General features: G+C 64.0%; 12 protein-coding genes and 1 tRNA gene. All 13 read left to right on the forward strand.

The genetic code is table 11. The annotated features are described in order from the left end of the window. Window positions 1-79 (forward strand): EF-Tu C-terminal domain-related protein (locus tag AC1RNP_RS18970; RefSeq protein ID WP_454651434.1); only part of this gene is annotated, 79 nt, incomplete at its 5' end. Window positions 80-194: 115 nt separating this feature from the next. After that, window positions 195-270, forward strand: a tRNA-Trp gene (locus AC1RNP_RS18975). A 72-nt stretch (window positions 271-342) separates the two neighbouring features. Continuing rightward, complete coding sequence (gene secE, locus AC1RNP_RS18980) at window positions 343-738, forward strand: preprotein translocase subunit SecE (RefSeq protein WP_493052857.1); 396 nt, start codon at window positions 343-345, stop codon at window positions 736-738. Between the two features lie 16 nt (window positions 739-754). Next, window positions 755-1,327 (forward strand): transcription termination/antitermination protein NusG, encoded by a 573-nt coding sequence (gene nusG, locus AC1RNP_RS18985; RefSeq protein WP_226470609.1) that lies wholly within the window; start codon window positions 755-757, stop codon window positions 1,325-1,327. 106 nt (window positions 1,328-1,433) lie between these two features. Next, complete coding sequence (rplK, locus tag AC1RNP_RS18990; protein WP_310056322.1) at window positions 1,434-1,862, forward strand: 50S ribosomal protein L11; 429 nt, start codon at window positions 1,434-1,436, stop codon at window positions 1,860-1,862. Between the two features lie 3 nt (window positions 1,863-1,865). After that, window positions 1,866-2,564, forward strand: a complete 699-nt coding sequence (gene rplA / locus AC1RNP_RS18995; protein ID WP_226470607.1) for a 50S ribosomal protein L1 — start codon at window positions 1,866-1,868, stop codon at window positions 2,562-2,564. A gap of 416 nt (window positions 2,565-2,980) precedes the next feature. Beyond that, window positions 2,981-3,505: a 50S ribosomal protein L10 gene (rplJ, locus tag AC1RNP_RS19000; protein WP_493052858.1), complete on the forward strand. Its 525-nt coding sequence runs from the start codon at window positions 2,981-2,983 to the stop codon at window positions 3,503-3,505. Window positions 3,506-3,575: 70 nt separating this feature from the next. After that, complete coding sequence (rplL, locus tag AC1RNP_RS19005) at window positions 3,576-3,950, forward strand: 50S ribosomal protein L7/L12 (RefSeq protein WP_493052859.1); 375 nt, start codon at window positions 3,576-3,578, stop codon at window positions 3,948-3,950. Window positions 3,951-4,363: 413 nt separating this feature from the next. Then, entirely contained in the window at window positions 4,364-8,521 is a 4,158-nt protein-coding gene (gene rpoB / locus AC1RNP_RS19010; RefSeq protein WP_493052860.1) for a DNA-directed RNA polymerase subunit beta, read from the forward strand. Window positions 8,522-8,593: 72 nt separating this feature from the next. Then, window positions 8,594-12,820, forward strand: coding sequence for a DNA-directed RNA polymerase subunit beta' (gene rpoC / locus AC1RNP_RS19015; protein WP_493052861.1), 4,227 nt, complete (start codon window positions 8,594-8,596; stop codon window positions 12,818-12,820). Between the two features lie 374 nt (window positions 12,821-13,194). Further along, entirely contained in the window at window positions 13,195-13,569 is a 375-nt protein-coding gene (gene rpsL / locus AC1RNP_RS19020; RefSeq protein ID WP_024891235.1) for a 30S ribosomal protein S12, read from the forward strand. A gap of 90 nt (window positions 13,570-13,659) precedes the next feature. Next, a complete protein-coding gene (gene rpsG, locus AC1RNP_RS19025) occupies window positions 13,660-14,127 on the forward strand; it encodes a 30S ribosomal protein S7 (protein WP_226470602.1) in 468 nt (155 codons plus the stop codon). A gap of 207 nt (window positions 14,128-14,334) precedes the next feature. Beyond that, window positions 14,335-16,425: an elongation factor G gene (gene fusA / locus AC1RNP_RS19030; RefSeq protein ID WP_493052862.1), complete on the forward strand. Its 2,091-nt coding sequence runs from the start codon at window positions 14,335-14,337 to the stop codon at window positions 16,423-16,425. The last annotated feature ends 152 nt before the right edge of the window (window positions 16,426-16,577 follow it).

Here is a 16,577-nt window from a genome sequence, read left to right on the forward strand (position 1 = left end):
GGACGAAGGTCTTCGCTTCGCGATCCGCGAGGGCGGCCGCACGGTCGGCGCGGGCGTGGTGGCCAAGATCATCAAGTAATCGCTTCGCCGGTGGCGCCCAGCGCCGCCAAACAAGCGCGAATGGCGGGCCGTTCCTCGGTCCGCCATCGCCGTTTAAAACAATCGCGTTAGTTGCCAGTACGTAAAGTAATCACGCGTCAGTAGCTCAACTGGCAGAGCAGCGGTCTCCAAAACCGCAGGTTGTAGGTTCGAGTCCTACCTGGCGCGCCAAGTGTGTGATGCGGGTCCTCCGCAAAAGCCTGCGCATCCCTGCGCGGACTTTCCAAAAGAGCAGTAGACCTTGTGAACAGCCGAGTCGAACAATCCAAAGCCTCGTCCAAGGGCGCCGCGAGTGACATCGCGCTGTACGTGCTGGCGATTCTGCTGGCGGCGGCGGGCGTGTTCGCCTACACCTGGTTCCAGCAGTGGGATACCTCGCTGCGCGTCGGCGCCGTCGTCGTCGGACTGATCGCCGGGCTGGTCGTGTTCATGCTCAGCGCCAAGGGCCGCGATACGCGCGAGTTCCTGTCCGAGTCGCGCTTCGAGCTGCGCAAGGTGGTCTGGCCGACGCGCCAGGAAGCCACACGCCTGACCTGGGTGGTGATCATCGTGGTCATCATCATGAGCCTGGTCCTGGCCGGCTTCGACGGCATCATCCAATGGTTGATGAAGCTCGGCTTCGCCACCCGCGGGACCTGAGGAGTCTAGTAGTTAGATGGAAACCGAAAACGTCAAACGCTGGTACGTCGTCCACGCCTACTCGGGCTTCGAGAAGTCCGTGGCGCAGGCGCTGCGCGACCGCATCGTGCGCACCGGCATGGAAGAGCGCTTCGGCGAAGTCATGGTGCCGACCGAGGAAGTGGTGGAAATGCGCTCCGGCCAGAAACGCCGTTCCGAGCGCAAGTTCTTCCCGGGCTACGTGCTCGTGCAGATCGCCACGCACGACGAATCCGGCATTCCGCGCATGGACAGCGAAAGCTGGCACCTGGTGAAGGAAACGCCGAAGGTGATGGGCTTCATCGGCGGCACCGCCGACCGTCCGCTGCCGATCCGCGACGAGGAGGCTGCCGCCATCCTCGACCGCGTGCAGGAAGGCGTCGAGAAGCCGCGTCCGAAGGTGCTGTTCGAGCCGGGCCAGATGGTGCGCGTCACCGACGGCCCGTTCAACGACTTCAACGGCGTGGTCGAGGAAGTCAATTACGAGAAGAGCCGCCTGCGCGTGGCGGTGCTGATCTTCGGTCGTTCCACGCCGGTCGAACTCGAGTTCGGCCAGGTCGAGAAGGCCTAAGGCGGCCGTAACGAATTCGCCGGAGCGAGTGGTTCGATCCGGCAACAACGCGAGGAGCCACGCAGCGCAAGCGTGCAGGCGTTCGCACTCGCAGGAGTAGAGAGCAATGGCAAAGAAAGTCGTCGGTTACATCAAACTGCAGGTCAAGGCAGGTCAGGCGAATCCGTCGCCGCCGGTCGGTCCTGCACTGGGCCAGCGCGGCCTGAACATCATGGAGTTCTGCAAGGCGTTCAATGCCGCGACCTCCAAGCTGGAGCCGGGTCTGCCGACTCCGGTGATCATCACCGCGTATTCGGACCGCACCTTCACCTTCGTCACCAAGAGCACGCCGGCTTCGGTGCTGCTGAAGAAGGCGGCGGGCATCCAGTCCGGTTCCAAGCGCCCGAACACCGAGAAGGTGGGCAAGGTCACCCGCAAGCAGCTCGAAGACATCGCCAAGGCGAAGGAAGCCGATCTGACTGCGGCTGACCTGGACGCAGCGGTGAAGACGATCGCAGGCTCGGCCCGTTCCATGGGCCTCGTGGTGGAGGGTTAAGACATGGCACAGACCAAGCGACAGAAGACCATCCTCGCCGCAGTCGTTCCGGGCAAGACCTACCCGATCGACGAAGCGCTGAAGATCGTCAAGGACAACAGCAAGACCAAGTTCGTCGAATCCGTCGACGTGGCCGTGCGCCTCGGCGTCGATGCCAAGAAGTCCGACCAGCAGGTGCGCGGTTCCACTGTGCTGCCGGCCGGTACCGGCAAGACCGTGCGCGTGGCGGTGTTCGCCCCCGCCGGCGCCAAGGCCGATGAGGCCCTGGCCGCTGGTGCCGATGCGGTCGGCATGGACGACCTGGCCGAGCGCATGCAGGGCGGCGAGCTGAACTACGACGTGGTCATCGCCACGCCGGATGCGATGCGCGTGGTCGGCAAGCTCGGCACCGTGCTCGGTCCGCGCGGCCTGATGCCGAACCCGAAGGTGGGCACCGTGTCGCCGAACCCGGCCGAAGCGGTGAAGAACGCCAAGGGCGGCCAGGTGCGTTACCGCACCGACAAGGCCGGCATCATCCACTGCACCATCGGCAAGGCCGACTTCGACGCCGACAAGCTGAAGGAAAACCTGCACGCGCTGCTGGCCGACTTGGTGAAGGCCAAGCCTTCGACCGCGAAGGGCCAGTACCTGCAGAAGATTTCGGTCAGCTCGACGATGGGCCCGGGCGTGAGCGTCGATCAGTCCTCGCTCTCGCTGAAGTAATTGCAAGATCCGCTCCCCGCACGCGGGGAGCGGCGCGACAAATTTTGAGGGCATCGCAAAGGGCGCGGTTTGGCCTGGCGCGATAGCCGTCAAAGACCGCAGGCGCAGTCCGTGCGGGCAACGACGACGGGCAGGGAATGCTCGCTTGGCAATGGAATCGCCGTCGCTGCCGGTATCGACCGCTTAATCCCGGAGTGCTCTGCACGAAAGGGCCTGCGTAGATGGTTGCCGACCCTCCAAGAATTTTTTTGGAAACGGCCACCGCAAGGATTCCGGACACTCCTGACAGAGTTCCCGGCATCCCGGCATCGAAGGAACGATGTCGCTCGAGTTCCAATCCGGTTCGGAACCGGGTTGGCGTCAAAGAAAGCTTTCGTCAGCAGTTCATCGCCGACGAAACATTTCGAGGTAATGCAATGGCTCTCAATCTGACCCAGAAGCAGGAAGTCGTTGCCGAACTGGCCGAGGTCGCCGGCAAGGCGCACTCGCTGGTCGCCGCGGAATACGCGGGTTTGACGGTCGCTCAACTGACCGACCTGCGCAAGAAGGCCCGCCAGGGCGGTGTGTTCCTGAAAGTTGCCAAGAACACGCTGGTCTCGCGCGCAGTGGAGAACACCGATTACGCCGTCGTCAAAGACGACCTGACCGGTCCTCTGCTGTACGCCTTCTCGCAGGAAGACCCCGGCGCCGCCGGACGTCTGATCAAGGAGTTCGCGAAAGCGAACGACAAGCTGAAGCCGCGTTTGGTCGCGATCGGCGGACAGAAGTACCCGGGCTCCCATGTGGACGTCCTGGCTTCGCTGCCCACCCGCGAACAGGCCCTGTCGATGCTGCTCAGCGTCCTGGTCCAGCCCGCCACCATGCTGGTGCGCGTGTTGGCCGAGCCGGCTTCGCAAGTCGCCCGCGTCACGAACGCGGTCGGCCAGCAGAAAGCCGCCTGAGGCGAACAGTTCGGTACGAACAACCTATCCACTTAGTCGTTTCCAAATATCAAGTTAAGAGGTAATCACAATGTCCCTTTCCAACGAGCAGATCATCGAAGCGATCAGCAGCAAGACCCTCGTCGAGGTGATGGAGCTGGTCAAGGCGATGGAAGAGAAGTTCGGCGTTTCCGCCGCCGCTCCGGTCGCCGTCGCCGCTGGCCCGGCCGCCGCCGCTGCCGCCCCGGCCGAAGAGCAGACCGAGTTCACGGTCACCCTGAAGTCGGCTGGCGACAAGAAGGTCGAAGTCATCAAGGTCGTCCGCGCCATCACCGGCCTGGGCCTGAAGGAAGCCAAGGACCTGACCGAAGCCGGTGGTACGGTGAAGGAAGCCGTGTCCAAGGCCGACGCCGAGAAGTTCAAGAAGGATCTGGAAGCCGCTGGCGCTTCCGTGGAAGTGAAGTAAGCAAGCAGTTGCGTCGCCTAGACACACAGGCGATCCGCCATAGGCTGGGGGCGTAAGCCCCCGGCCTTTGGCCGTTGTGTCTTTCCCTTCTCCCTTCGGGGATTGAGGTCGCCCGTCAGGCGGCCGAGGTTGCCGGAGACAGAAGGGAAAGGCATCCGTTGCAAAAAACCCAACTGAAACGTTGGTAGTTGGAAGCAGTAACAGAGGGCGTGCTGGTGCCGGCAATACCAGCGGCTTCCGACTGACAGTTCCACCCTCCCTCACAAGGGCATCGCGGTCAAGGCATCAGGCGTCGACAACGCAAGAGCACGGCTTCAATCCAGTGCGCGGCTTCAACTTCATGCGTGTCGATGTTTCCTGATTTCCACTGACCAGGTACCGATTCCCGGCTTCAATCAAGGCGGTCACATTCCATGACGACATCTTATTCGTTCACCGAAAAGAAACGCATCCGCAAGGACTTCGGCAAGCGCCGTTCGATCCTCGAGGTGCCGTTCCTGCTCGCCATCCAGGTCGATTCCTATCGTGAATTCCTGCAGGCCGACGCCGCGCCGAACAAGCGCGAGGACCGCGGCCTGCACGCCGCGCTGAAATCGGTGTTCCCGATCGTCAGCTACAACGGCTACGCCGCCCTCGAATACGTCGGCTACAAGCTCGGCGAGCCCGTGTTCGACGAGCGCGAATGCCGCAATCGCGGCCTGTCCTACGGCGCGCCGCTGCGCGTGACCGTGCGCCTGGTGATCTACGACCGCGAGTCCTCCACCAAGACCATCAAGTACGTGAAGGAGCAGGAAGTCTACATGGGCGAGATTCCGCTCATGACCGACAACGGCACCTTCATCGTCAACGGTACCGAGCGCGTCATCGTCTCGCAGCTGCACCGTTCGCCGGGCGTGTTCTTCGATCACGATCGTGGCAAGACCCACAGCTCGGGCAAGCTGCTGTACAGCGCCCGCATCATTCCTTATCGCGGTTCCTGGCTGGACTTCGAGTTCGACCCGAAGGACGCGCTGTTCACCCGTATCGACCGCCGCCGCAAGCTGCCGGTCTCGGTGCTGCTGCGCGCACTCGGCTACACGAACGAGGAGATGCTCAACGAGTTCTTCGAGATCAACACCTTCCACATCGATCCGAAGGAAGGCGTGCAGCTCGCGCTCGTGCCGGAGCGCCTGCGCGGCGAAACGCTCGATTTCGATCTGGCCGACGGCGACCGCGTTATCGTCGAAGCCGGCAAGCGCATCACCGCGCGCCACGTGCGCCAGCTGGAAGAGTCGGGCATCGCCGCGCTGGCTGTGCCGGACAGCTACCTGATCGGCCGCATCCTCTCGCATGACGTGATCGACACCGAGACGGGCGAGCCGCTGGCGACCGCCAACGACGAGATCAGCGAAGAAACCCTGGCCAAGTTCCGCAAGGCCGGCGTCGACGCGATCGGCACGATCTGGGTCAACGACCTCGATCGCGGTCCGTACATCTCCAATACCCTGCGCATCGATCCGACCAAGACCCAGCTCGAAGCGCTGGTCGAGATCTACCGCATGATGCGTCCCGGCGAGCCGCCGACCAAGGACGCCGCGCAGAACCTGTTCCACAACCTGTTCTTCACCTTCGAGCGCTACGACCTCTCGGCCGTGGGCCGCATGAAGTTCAACCGCCGCATCGGCCGCAAGGAAGTGCTCGGCGCTTCGGTGCTGTACGACGCGCGCTACTTCGCCGAGCGCAAGGACGAGGATTCGGTCAAGCTGCGCGAGCAGTTCGGCGGCATGTCCGACATCCTCGACGTGATCCGCGTGCTGACCGAGATCCGCAACGGTCGCGGCACCGTGGACGACATCGACCACCTCGGCAACCGCCGCGTGCGTTCGGTCGGTGAAATGGCCGAGAACGTGTTCCGCGTCGGACTGGTGCGCGTGGAGCGCGCCGTGCGCGAGCGCCTGACCATGGCCGAGGCCGATGGCCTGACGCCGCAGGAACTGATCAACGCCAAGCCCGTCGCGGCCGCGGTGAAGGAGTTCTTCGGTTCGTCGCAGCTGTCGCAGTTCATGGACCAGAACAATCCGCTGTCGGAAGTCACGCACAAGCGTCGCGTCTCGGCCCTCGGTCCGGGCGGCCTGACCCGCGAGCGCGCCGGCTTCGAAGTGCGCGACGTGCATCCGACCCATTACGGCCGCGTCTGCACCATCGAGACGCCGGAAGGTCCGAACATCGGCTTGATCAACTCGCTGGCCGTGTTCGCGCGCACCAACAAGTACGGCTTCCTGGAGACGCCGTACCGCAAGGTCGTGAACAGCAAGGTCACCGACGAGATCGAATATCTCTCGGCGATCGAGGAGAACGAGTACGTCATCGCGCAGGTGAGTGCGCCGCAGGACGACAAGGGCAACCTGACCGCCCAGTTCGTCGCCTGCCGCTACCAGGGTGAAAACCTGCTCAAGCCGCCGAGCGAGATCCACTTCATGGACGTCTCGCCGATGCAGACCGTGTCGGTCGCGGCCGCGCTGGTGCCGTTCCTCGAGCACGACGACGCCAACCGCGCGCTGATGGGCGCGAACATGCAGCGCCAGGCCGTGCCGACGCTGAAGTCGCAGAAGCCGCTGGTCGGCACCGGCATCGAGCGCGCCGTGGCGCGCGACTCGGGCGTGACGGTGAACGCCCGCCGCGGCGGCGTGATCGAGCAGATCGACGCCGGCCGCATCGTGGTCAAGGTGAACGAGAACGAGATTTCCGGCGAGACCGATGCCGGCGTCGACATCTACACCCTGATCAAGTACACGCGCTCCAACCAGAACACCTGTATCAACCAGACGCCTCTGGTGAACGTGGGTGACGTGGTCGCGCGCGGCGACGTGCTGGCCGACGGTCCCTCGACCGACATCGGCGAGCTGGCGCTGGGCCAGAACATGCTGGTCGCGTTCATGCCGTGGAACGGCTACAACTTCGAAGACTCGATCCTGCTCTCCGAGCGCGTGGTCCAGGAAGATCGCTACACCACGATCCACATCGAAGAGCTGACCGCCGTCGCCCGCGACACCAAGCTGGGACCGGAGGAAATCTCCGCCGACATCCCGAACGTGTCCGAGCAGGCGCTCAACCGCCTCGACGAGTCGGGCGTGGTGTACATCGGTGCCGAAGTGCGTGCCGGCGACATCCTCGTCGGCAAGGTCACGCCGAAGGGCGAGAGCCAGCTGACGCCGGAAGAGAAGCTGCTCCGCGCGATCTTCGGCGAGAAGGCCTCCGACGTGAAGGACAGCTCGCTGCGCGTGCCGCCGGGCATGGACGGCACCGTCATCGACGTGCAGGTCTTCACCCGCGACGGCATCGAGAAGGACAAGCGCGCGCGCCAGATCGAGGAAAACGAGATCAAGCGCGTGAAGAAGGACTTCGACGACCAGTTCCGCATCCTGGAATCGGCGATCTACGCACGTCTGCGTGGCCAGCTGCTGGGCAAGACCGCCAACGGCGGTCCGGGCCTGAAGAAGGGTGACACGGTCACCAGCCTGGTGCTGGACGGCCTGAAGAAGTCCGACTGGTTCCAGATCCGCATGAAGGACGAGGACGCCTCCGACGCCATCGAGCGCGCGCAGAAGCAGATCGAAGCGCACCAGAAGGAGTTCGACAAGCGTTTCACCGACAAGCGCGGCAAGATCACCCAGGGCGACGACCTTGCGCCGGGCGTGCTGAAGATGGTGAAGGTGTTCCTGGCCGTGAAGCGCCGCATCCAGCCGGGCGACAAGATGGCCGGCCGCCACGGCAACAAGGGTGTGGTGTCGACCATCGTGCCGGTGCAGGACATGCCGCACATGGCCAACGGCGAGACCGTGGACATCGTGCTGAACCCGCTCGGCGTGCCGTCGCGTATGAACATCGGCCAGGTGCTGGAAGTGCATCTGGGCTGGGCCGCCAAGGGCCTGGGCCAGAAGATCCAGCGCATGCTCGATGCGCAGGCCAAGCTTGCCGATCTGCGCAAGTTCCTCGACGAGATCTACAACCACGACAGCAAGCTGCACGGTCAGCGCGTCGATCTGAAGCAGTTCACGGATGAGGAACTGCTGACGCTCGCACAGAACCTGACCGACGGCGTGCCGATGGCCACACCGGTGTTCGACGGCGCGGCCGAGGCCGAGATCAAGTCGATGCTGGAACTGGCGGAACTGCCGACCAGCGGTCAGACGCAGCTGTTCGACGGCCGCACCGGCGAAGCGTTCGAGCGCAAGGTGACGGTGGGCTACATGCACATGCTGAAGCTCAACCACCTCGTCGACGACAAGATGCACGCACGTTCGACCGGTCCGTACTCGCTCGTCACCCAGCAGCCGCTGGGCGGCAAGGCGCAGTTCGGCGGCCAGCGCTTCGGCGAAATGGAAGTCTGGGCGCTGGAAGCCTACGGCGCGGCCTACACCCTGCAGGAAATGCTGACGGTGAAGTCCGACGACGTGCAGGGCCGCAACCAGATGTACAAGAACATCGTCGACGGCGAACACGAGATGGTCGCGGGCATGCCGGAGTCCTTCAACGTGCTGGTGAAGGAAATCCGCAGCCTGGCCATCAACATGGAACTCGAGGAGCACTGAGCCGAGTCAAGCGTGCGGCGGTAACGCCGCACCGACCCTCGAATCTCATTGCCCCCGACCCGGAGAACACACATGAAAGACCTGCTCAACCTGTTCAACCAGCAGCGCCAGACGCTCGACTTCGACGCGATCAAGATCGCGCTGGCGTCGCCCGACCTGATCCGCTCCTGGTCCTACGGCGAAGTCAAAAAGCCGGAAACCATCAACTACCGTACCTTCAAGCCGGAACGCGATGGCCTGTTCTGCGCCGCCATCTTCGGCCCGATCAAGGACTACGAGTGCCTGTGCGGCAAGTACAAGCGCATGAAGCATCGCGGCGTGGTCTGCGAGAAGTGCGGCACGGAAGTGACGCTGGCCAAGGTGCGCCGTGAGCGTATGGGCCACATCGACCTCGCTTCGCCGGTCGCGCACATCTGGTTCCTCAAGTCGCTGCCCTCGCGCATCGGCCTGATGCTGGACATGACCCTGCGCGACATCGAGCGCATCCTGTACTTCGAAGCCTTCGTGGTGACGGAGCCGGGCCTGACCCCGCTCGAGCGCGGCCAGCTGCTCAATGAAGAGCAGTACATGCAGATGCGCCAGGAGCACGGCGACGACTTCGACGCCGCGATGGGCGCCGAGGCCGTGTTCGAGCTGCTGCGCACGATCGATCTGCAAGCCGAGATGATCAAGCTCAAGGAAGACATCGCCAGCACCGGTTCCGAGACCAAGCTCAAGCGCCTCACCAAGCGCATCAAGCTGGTCGAGGCCTTTCTCGAGTCGGGCAACCGCCCCGAGTGGATGGTGATGACCGTGCTGCCGGTGCTGCCGCCGGACCTGCGTCCGCTGGTGCCGCTGGATGGTGGCCGCTTCGCGACCTCCGATCTCAACGATCTGTACCGCCGCGTCATCAACCGCAACAACCGCCTGCGCCGCCTGCTCGAACTCAACGCGCCCGACATCATCGTGCGCAACGAGAAGCGCATGCTGCAGGAATCGGTGGATGCGCTGATGGACAACGGCCGCCGCGGCCGCGCCATCACCGGCACCAACAAGCGCCCTCTGAAGTCCTTGGCCGACATGATCAAGGGCAAGCAGGGCCGCTTCCGCCAGAACCTGCTCGGCAAGCGCGTCGACTACTCCGGCCGTTCGGTGATCGTGGTCGGTCCGACCCTGCGCCTGCACGAGTGCGGTCTGCCGAAGAAGATGGCGCTGGAACTGTTCAAGCCCTTCATCTTCGCCAAGTTGCAGCGTCGTGGTCTCGCCACGACCATCAAGGCCGCCAAGAAGCTGGTCGAGCGCGAAGAGGCCGAGGTGTGGGACATCCTCGAAGAGGTGATCCGCGAGCATCCGGTGCTGCTGAACCGCGCACCGACGCTGCACCGCCTCGGCATCCAGGCGTTCGAGCCGGTGCTGATCGAAGGCAAGGCCATCCAGCTGCATCCGCTGGTCTGTACCGCGTTCAACGCCGACTTCGACGGTGACCAGATGGCCGTGCACGTGCCGCTCTCGCTGGAAGCCCAGCTGGAAGCGCGCGCGCTGATGATGTCGTCCAACAACATCCTCTCGCCGGCCAACGGCGAGCCGATCATCGTGCCGTCGCAGGACGTGGTGCTGGGTCTGTACTACATGACCCGCGCCCTGGAAAACACGGTGGGCGAGGGCATGGTGTTCGCCAACGTCGCCGAAGTGAAGCGCGCCTACGACAACAAGGCCGCGGGTCTGCACGCCAAGGTGAAGGTACGCATCACCGAAACGGTGATCGATGACGACGGCAAGCGCGAGCGGAAGACCTCGATCGTGGAAACCACGGTCGGTCGCGCGCTGCTGGTCGAGATCCTGCCGGAAGGTCTGCCGTTCGCCCTGGCCAACACCGAGTTGACCAAGAAGAACATCAGCCGCCTGATCAACTCCTGCTACCGCATGCTCGGCCTGAAGGACACGGTCGTGTTCGCCGACCAGCTGATGTACACCGGCTTCGCGTACGCCACGCGCGCCGGCGTGTCGATCGGCATCGACGACATGATCATTCCGCCCGAGAAGAAGGGCATCCTCGACGAGGCCGAGACCGAAGTGCTGGAAATCCAGCAGCAGTACCAGTCGGGCCTGGTCACCGCCGGCGAGCGCTACAACAAGGTGGTCGACATCTGGTCGCGCACCAACGAGCGCGTGGCCAAGGCGATGATGGACGCGATCGGCACCGACACCGTGACCAACGCCAAGGGCGAGCGGGTCGCGCAGAAGTCGATGAACTCGATCTACATCATGGCCGACTCCGGCGCGCGTGGTTCGCAGGCGCAGATTCGTCAGCTGGCCGGCATGCGCGGCCTGATGGCCAAGCCGGACGGCTCGATCATCGAAACGCCGATCACGTCGAACTTCCGCGAAGGCCTCAACGTGCAGCAGTACTTCATCTCGACCCACGGTGCTCGTAAGGGCCTCGCGGATACCGCGCTGAAGACGGCGAACTCCGGTTACCTGACCCGTCGTCTCGTCGACGTGGCGCAGGACGTGGTGGTCACCGAAACCGACTGCGGCACGCATGCCGGTCTGACCATGACCCCGATCGTGGAAGGCGGCGACGTCGTCGAACCGCTGCGCGATCGCGTGCTCGGCCGCGTGGTGGCCGAGGACGTGTTCCTGCCCGGCAACGATGAAGACCCGATCGTCACCCGCAACACCCTGCTCGACGAAGCCTGGGTGCAGAAGCTCGAAGACGCCGGTGTGCAGTCGATCCAGGTGCGTTCCTCGATCACCTGCGAAAGCGCCTTCGGCGTGTGCGCGTACTGCTACGGCCGTGACCTCGGCCGCGGCCACATCGTCAATCACGGCGAGGCCGTGGGCGTGGTGGCGGCGCAGTCGATCGGCGAGCCCGGCACGCAGCTGACCATGCGTACGTTCCACATCGGTGGTGCGGCCTCGCGTGCCGCCGCCATCGACAACGTCACGGTCAAGACCACCGGTTCGATCAAGTTCAATAACTTGAAGACCGTGGATCACGCCAGCGGCAGCCTGGTCGCGGTCTCGCGTTCGGGCGAACTGTCCGTCCTCGACGGCCACGGCCGCGAGCGCGAGCGCTACAAGCTGCCCTACGGCGCCACGATCACGGTGAAGGACGGCGCGGAGATCAAGGCCGGCCAGACCGTCGCCAATTGGGATCCGCATAACCACCCGATCGTGTCGGAAGTGGCGGGCTTCATCCGCTTCGTCGACTTCATCGAAGGCGTCACCGTCATCGAGAAGACCGACGAACTGACCGGCCTCGCCTCGCGCGAGATCACCGATCCGAAGCGTCGCGGCTCGCAGGGCAAGGACCTGCGTCCGATCGTGCGCATCGTCGACAAGAACGGCAAGGACCTGTCCATTCCGGGAACCGACCTGCCGGCGCAGTACCTGCTGCCGCCGCGATCGATCGTCAACCTGCAGGACGGTGCTCCGGTCGGCGTCGGCGACGTGGTCACCAAGGTGCCGCAGGAAGCTTCCAAGACCCGCGACATCACCGGTGGTCTGCCGCGCGTGGCCGACCTGTTCGAAGCCCGCAAGCCGAAGGACCCGGCGATCCTCGCCGAGAAATCCGGCGTGGTCAGCTTCGGTAAGGACACCAAGGGCAAGCAGCGTCTGATCATCAAGGGACCGGACGGCGAAGAGCACGAGGAGCTGATTCCGAAGTATCGCCAGATCATCGTGTTCGAAGGCGAGCACGTGGAGAAGGGCGAGACCGTGGTGGACGGCGAGCCGAGCCCGCAGGACATCCTGCGTCTGCTGGGTGTCGAGCCGCTGGCGTCGTACCTGACCAAGGAAATCCAGGACGTCTATCGCCTGCAGGGCGTGAAGATCAACGACAAGCACATCGAAACGATCATTCGTCAGATGCTGCGCAAGGTCGAGATCACCGACCAGGGCGACAGCAAGTTCCTCAATGGCGAGCAGGCCGAGCGCCAGCGCGTCATCGAGGAGAACGTGCGCCTGAACGCCAAGAACGAGTTGCCGGCGAAGTTCGATCCGGTGCTGCTGGGCATCACCAAGGCCTCGCTGGCGACCGAGTCGTTCATCTCGGCGGCGTCCTTCCAGGAGACCACCCGCGTCCTGACCGAGGCCGCCGTGCGCGGTACCCGCGACGGCCTGCGTGGCCTGAAGGAGAACGTGATCGTCGGCCGGCTGATCCCGGCGGGTACCGGTCTGGCCTACCACACCCTGCGCCGTCGCAGCGCCTCGGGTCTGACAGAGTCGGAGATGGACACCCTGTCCGGCCCGGCCGTCGTGGAAACGGTGACGGAACCGGCCGAGGCGCCCGCGACGGAAGAGGGTGCGGCCGAGTAAGCGGTTTTTTGTCCCAGGCAACAAGGCGGAGGGCGGGCATTGCGAGATGCCCGCCTTCTTTTTGGCTGGCCGGGTGTGCGGCGGGAATGCTCAAAGCAAGGCCGCCATGCTAGAATTGCGGTCCGGTTCGCCCCAGGGCGACCCCAGATCACGAAATGAGGCGCCAGGACGGCCCTCGTATTCGGCCCAGGAGGGCGGGATCAAATCGGTTGGCCAGGGCCCTCGGGCATGGTCGGCCACGGGTAGCTCGCGTTGACGCTAGACGTCAGGGCGGGCTATACTTTTTCGTCTTGGCAGGCCGTTTCCATTCGCCTGCCTTTAGTTTTCCCAGCTTTTTCACGCCGGGCCCGCGCCCGATCAATGACCTGAGACCGATGGCAACAATCAACCAGCTGGTGCGGAAGCCGCGCAGCCCCGAAACCTACAAGAGCACCTCGCCCGCGCTGGCCAACTGCCCGCAGCGTCGCGGCGTGTGCACGCGCGTCTACACCACCACCCCGAAGAAGCCGAACTCGGCGCTGCGCAAGGTGGCCAAGGTGCGTCTGACCAACGGTTACGAAGTGATTTCGTACATCGGCGGCGAAGGCCACAACCTGCAGGAGCACTCGGTGGTGCTGATTCGCGGCGGCCGCGTCAAGGATCTGCCGGGCGTGCGCTATCACACCGTGCGCGGCTCGCTCGACGCCGCCGGCGTGGCCAAGCGCAAGCAGGCCCGTTCGAAGTACGGCGCCAAGCGCCCGAAGGGCTAATCAGCAGTCCGCTTCGGCGGATGTAGCGACACTCGCGAACCGCATCAGCGGATCGCGGCAACGAAAGAATCAAGAGACAAGGTAAGCATCATGTCCCGCAAAGGTTCCGCCCCGCAGCGCACCGTCCTGCCTGATCCCAAGCACGGCAGCGAAACGATCGCGCGCTTCATCAATATGGTCATGCAAAGCGGCAAGAAGTCCGTCGCCGAGAAGATCGTCTACGGTGCCATGGACACCATCGGCGAGAAGAACAGCAATGCGCTGGAACTCGTCGAGAAAGCCCTCGGCAACGTCTCCCCGTCGGTCGAAGTGAAGTCGCGCCGCGTCGGCGGTGCCACCTATCAGGTGCCGGTCGAAGTGCGCGCTTCGCGCCGCATGGCGCTGGCGATGCGCTGGCTGATCGAATCCGCGCGCAAGCGCGGCGAAAACGGCATGCCGCGCAAGCTGGCGGCCGAACTGATCGATGCTTCGGAAAACCGTGGCGGCGCGATCAAGAAGCGCGAAGAAACCCATCGCATGGCGGAAGCGAACAAAGCCTTCGCCCACTACCGCTGGTAATCGAGGGCGTCGGCGGCGGCGCCCGCGCGGCGCCTGTCGCGCATACGTCACAGGCGTTCGTAAACATCGCCGCCCAAGCCGGAAGCCGCCGCAAGGCGGCCTCTGCATTATGCGAGTCCTTCGCAAGAGCCTCGCACACCTCACCACGCTGACGGCGCGGTTCGATGTGCGGACTTTCCAAAATCTAGAAACAAGTTGAGGCATCCCATGGCCCGCACCACTCCGATCGAACGCTACCGCAACTTCGGCATCATGGCTCACATCGATGCCGGCAAGACCACCACCTCCGAGCGCATCCTGTTCTACACCGGCGTCAGCCACAAGATCGGTGAAGTGCACGACGGCGCCGCCGTGATGGACTGGATGGAGCAGGAGCAGGAGCGCGGCATCACCATCACTTCCGCCGCCACCACGGCGTTCTGGAAGGGTATGGACCAGTCGCTGCCCGAACACCGCTTCAACATCATCGATACCCCCGGACACGTCGACTTCACCATTGAGGTGGAGCGCTCGCTGCGCGTGCTCGACGGCGCCGTCTTCGTGCTGTGCTCGGTCGGTGGCGTGCAGCCGCAGTCCGAGACCGTGTGGCGTCAGGCCAACAAGTACTCGGTGCCGCGCCTGGCCTTCGTCAACAAGATGGACCGCACCGGTGCCAACTTCGACAAGGTGGTCGAGCAGCTGAAGTCGCGCCTGGGCGCCTACGCCGTGCCGATGCAGCTGCCGATCGGCGCTGAAGACGGCTTCGAAGGCGTGGTCGACCTGGTCAAGATGAAGGCGATCTACTGGGACAACGCTTCGCAGGGCACCAAGTTCGAATACCGCGACATCCCGGCCGAACTGCAGGACAAGGCGGAAGCCGCGCGCAACTTCATGGTCGAGGCCGCGGCCGAAGCCAACGAAGCGTTGATGGACAAGTACCTCAACGACGGCGAGTTGAGCGAGGCCGAGATCATCTCCGGTCTGCGTGAGCGCACCCTGCGTGTCGAGGTCGTGCCGGTCTACTGCGGCAGCGCGTTCAAGAACAAGGGCGTGCAAGCCATGCTCGACGCCGTGATTCAGCTGCTGCCGTCGCCGGTGGATCGTCCGCCGGTGCAGGGCATCGACGACAACGACAAGGAAGACAGCCGCAAGGCCGACGACAAGGAGCCGTTCTCGGCCCTGGCGTTCAAGATCATGACCGACCCGTTCGTCGGTTCGCTGACCTTCTTCCGTGTCTACTCGGGCGTGCTCAACTCCGGCGACCAGGTCTACAACCCGGTCAAGTCGAGGAAGGAGCGCGTGGGCCGCATCCTGCAGATGCACTCCAACCAGCGCGACGAGATCAAGGAAGTGCGCGCGGGCGACATCGCCGCGGCGGTCGGTCTGAAAGACGTGACCACCGGCGACACGCTGTGCGCGCAGGACCACATCATCACGCTCGAGCGCATGGTGTTCCCGGAGCCGGTGATCTCGATGGCGGTCGAGCCGAAGACCAAGTCGGACCAGGAAAAGATGGGTCTGGCGCTGGGTCGTCTCGCCCAGGAAGATCCTTCGTTCCGCGTGCGCACCGACGAAGAGTCCGGTCAGACCATCATCTCCGGCATGGGCGAGCTGCACCTGGAAATCCTCGTCGACCGCATGAAGCGCGAGTTCAACGTCGAAGCCAACGTCGGCAAGCCGCAGGTGGCCTATCGCGAAACGATCCGCAAGGCGGTCAAGGCCGAAGGCAAGTTCGTGCGTCAGTCCGGTGGTAAGGGTCAGTTCGGCCACGTGTGGCTGGAGATCGAACCGCAGGAGCGCGGCGCCGGTTACGTGTTCGAGAACGCGATCGTCGGCGGCGTGGTGCCGAAGGAATACATCCCGGCGGTGGACAAGGGCATCCAGGAAGCGGTGGCCAACGGCATCATGGCCGGCTATCCGATCGTGGACGTCAAGGTGCGCCTGGTCGACGGTTCGTACCACGAAGTCGACTCCTCGGAAATGGCGTTCAAGATCGCCGGCTCGATGGGTTTCAAGGAAGGCTTCCACAAGGCCCAGCCCGTGCTGCTCGAGCCGATGATGAAGGTCGAGATCGTCACGCCCGAGGATTACCTCGGTGACGTGATGGGCGACGTCAGTCGTCGTCGCGGCATCCTGCAGGGTCAGGACGACAGCCCCTCGGGCAAGATCATCAACGCGATGGTGCCGCTGGGCGAAATGTTCGGCTACGCCACTTCGCTGCGTTCGATGTCGCAGGGTCGCGCCACCTTCACGATGGAATTCGACCACTACGCCGAAGCGCCGGCCAACATCGCCGAGTCGGTGGTCAAGAAGAACTAAGAACAAGCCGGTTTCGGCCGGCATGCTCTTCAACAGCAATCAATACGAATCAACTAAGCACAAAGAGAGATTGAGCCATGGCCAAGGGTAAGTTCGAGCGCACCAAGCCCCACGTGAACGTGGGCACGATCGGTCACGTGGACCACGGGAAG

It is taken from the genome of Luteimonas sp. GW821-FHT14E02 (genome assembly GCF_058803905.1).

Excerpts from the sequence above, each read along its gene's own strand:
- nusG (WP_226470609.1), top strand. The coding sequence starts at position 755 with ATGGAAACCGAAAACGTCAAACGCTGGTACGTCGTCCACGCCTACTCG.
- rplK (WP_310056322.1), top strand. The coding sequence starts at position 1,434 with ATGGCAAAGAAAGTCGTCGGTTACATCAAACTGCAGGTCAAGGCAGGT.
- rplA (WP_226470607.1), top strand. The coding sequence starts at position 1,866 with ATGGCACAGACCAAGCGACAGAAGACCATCCTCGCCGCAGTCGTTCCG.
- rplJ (WP_493052858.1), top strand. The coding sequence starts at position 2,981 with ATGGCTCTCAATCTGACCCAGAAGCAGGAAGTCGTTGCCGAACTGGCC.
- rplL (WP_493052859.1), top strand. The coding sequence starts at position 3,576 with ATGTCCCTTTCCAACGAGCAGATCATCGAAGCGATCAGCAGCAAGACC.
- rpoB (WP_493052860.1), top strand. The coding sequence starts at position 4,364 with ATGACGACATCTTATTCGTTCACCGAAAAGAAACGCATCCGCAAGGAC.
- rpoC (WP_493052861.1), top strand. The coding sequence starts at position 8,594 with ATGAAAGACCTGCTCAACCTGTTCAACCAGCAGCGCCAGACGCTCGAC.
- rpsL (WP_024891235.1), top strand. The coding sequence starts at position 13,195 with ATGGCAACAATCAACCAGCTGGTGCGGAAGCCGCGCAGCCCCGAAACC.
- rpsG (WP_226470602.1), top strand. The coding sequence starts at position 13,660 with ATGTCCCGCAAAGGTTCCGCCCCGCAGCGCACCGTCCTGCCTGATCCC.
- fusA (WP_493052862.1), top strand. The coding sequence starts at position 14,335 with ATGGCCCGCACCACTCCGATCGAACGCTACCGCAACTTCGGCATCATG.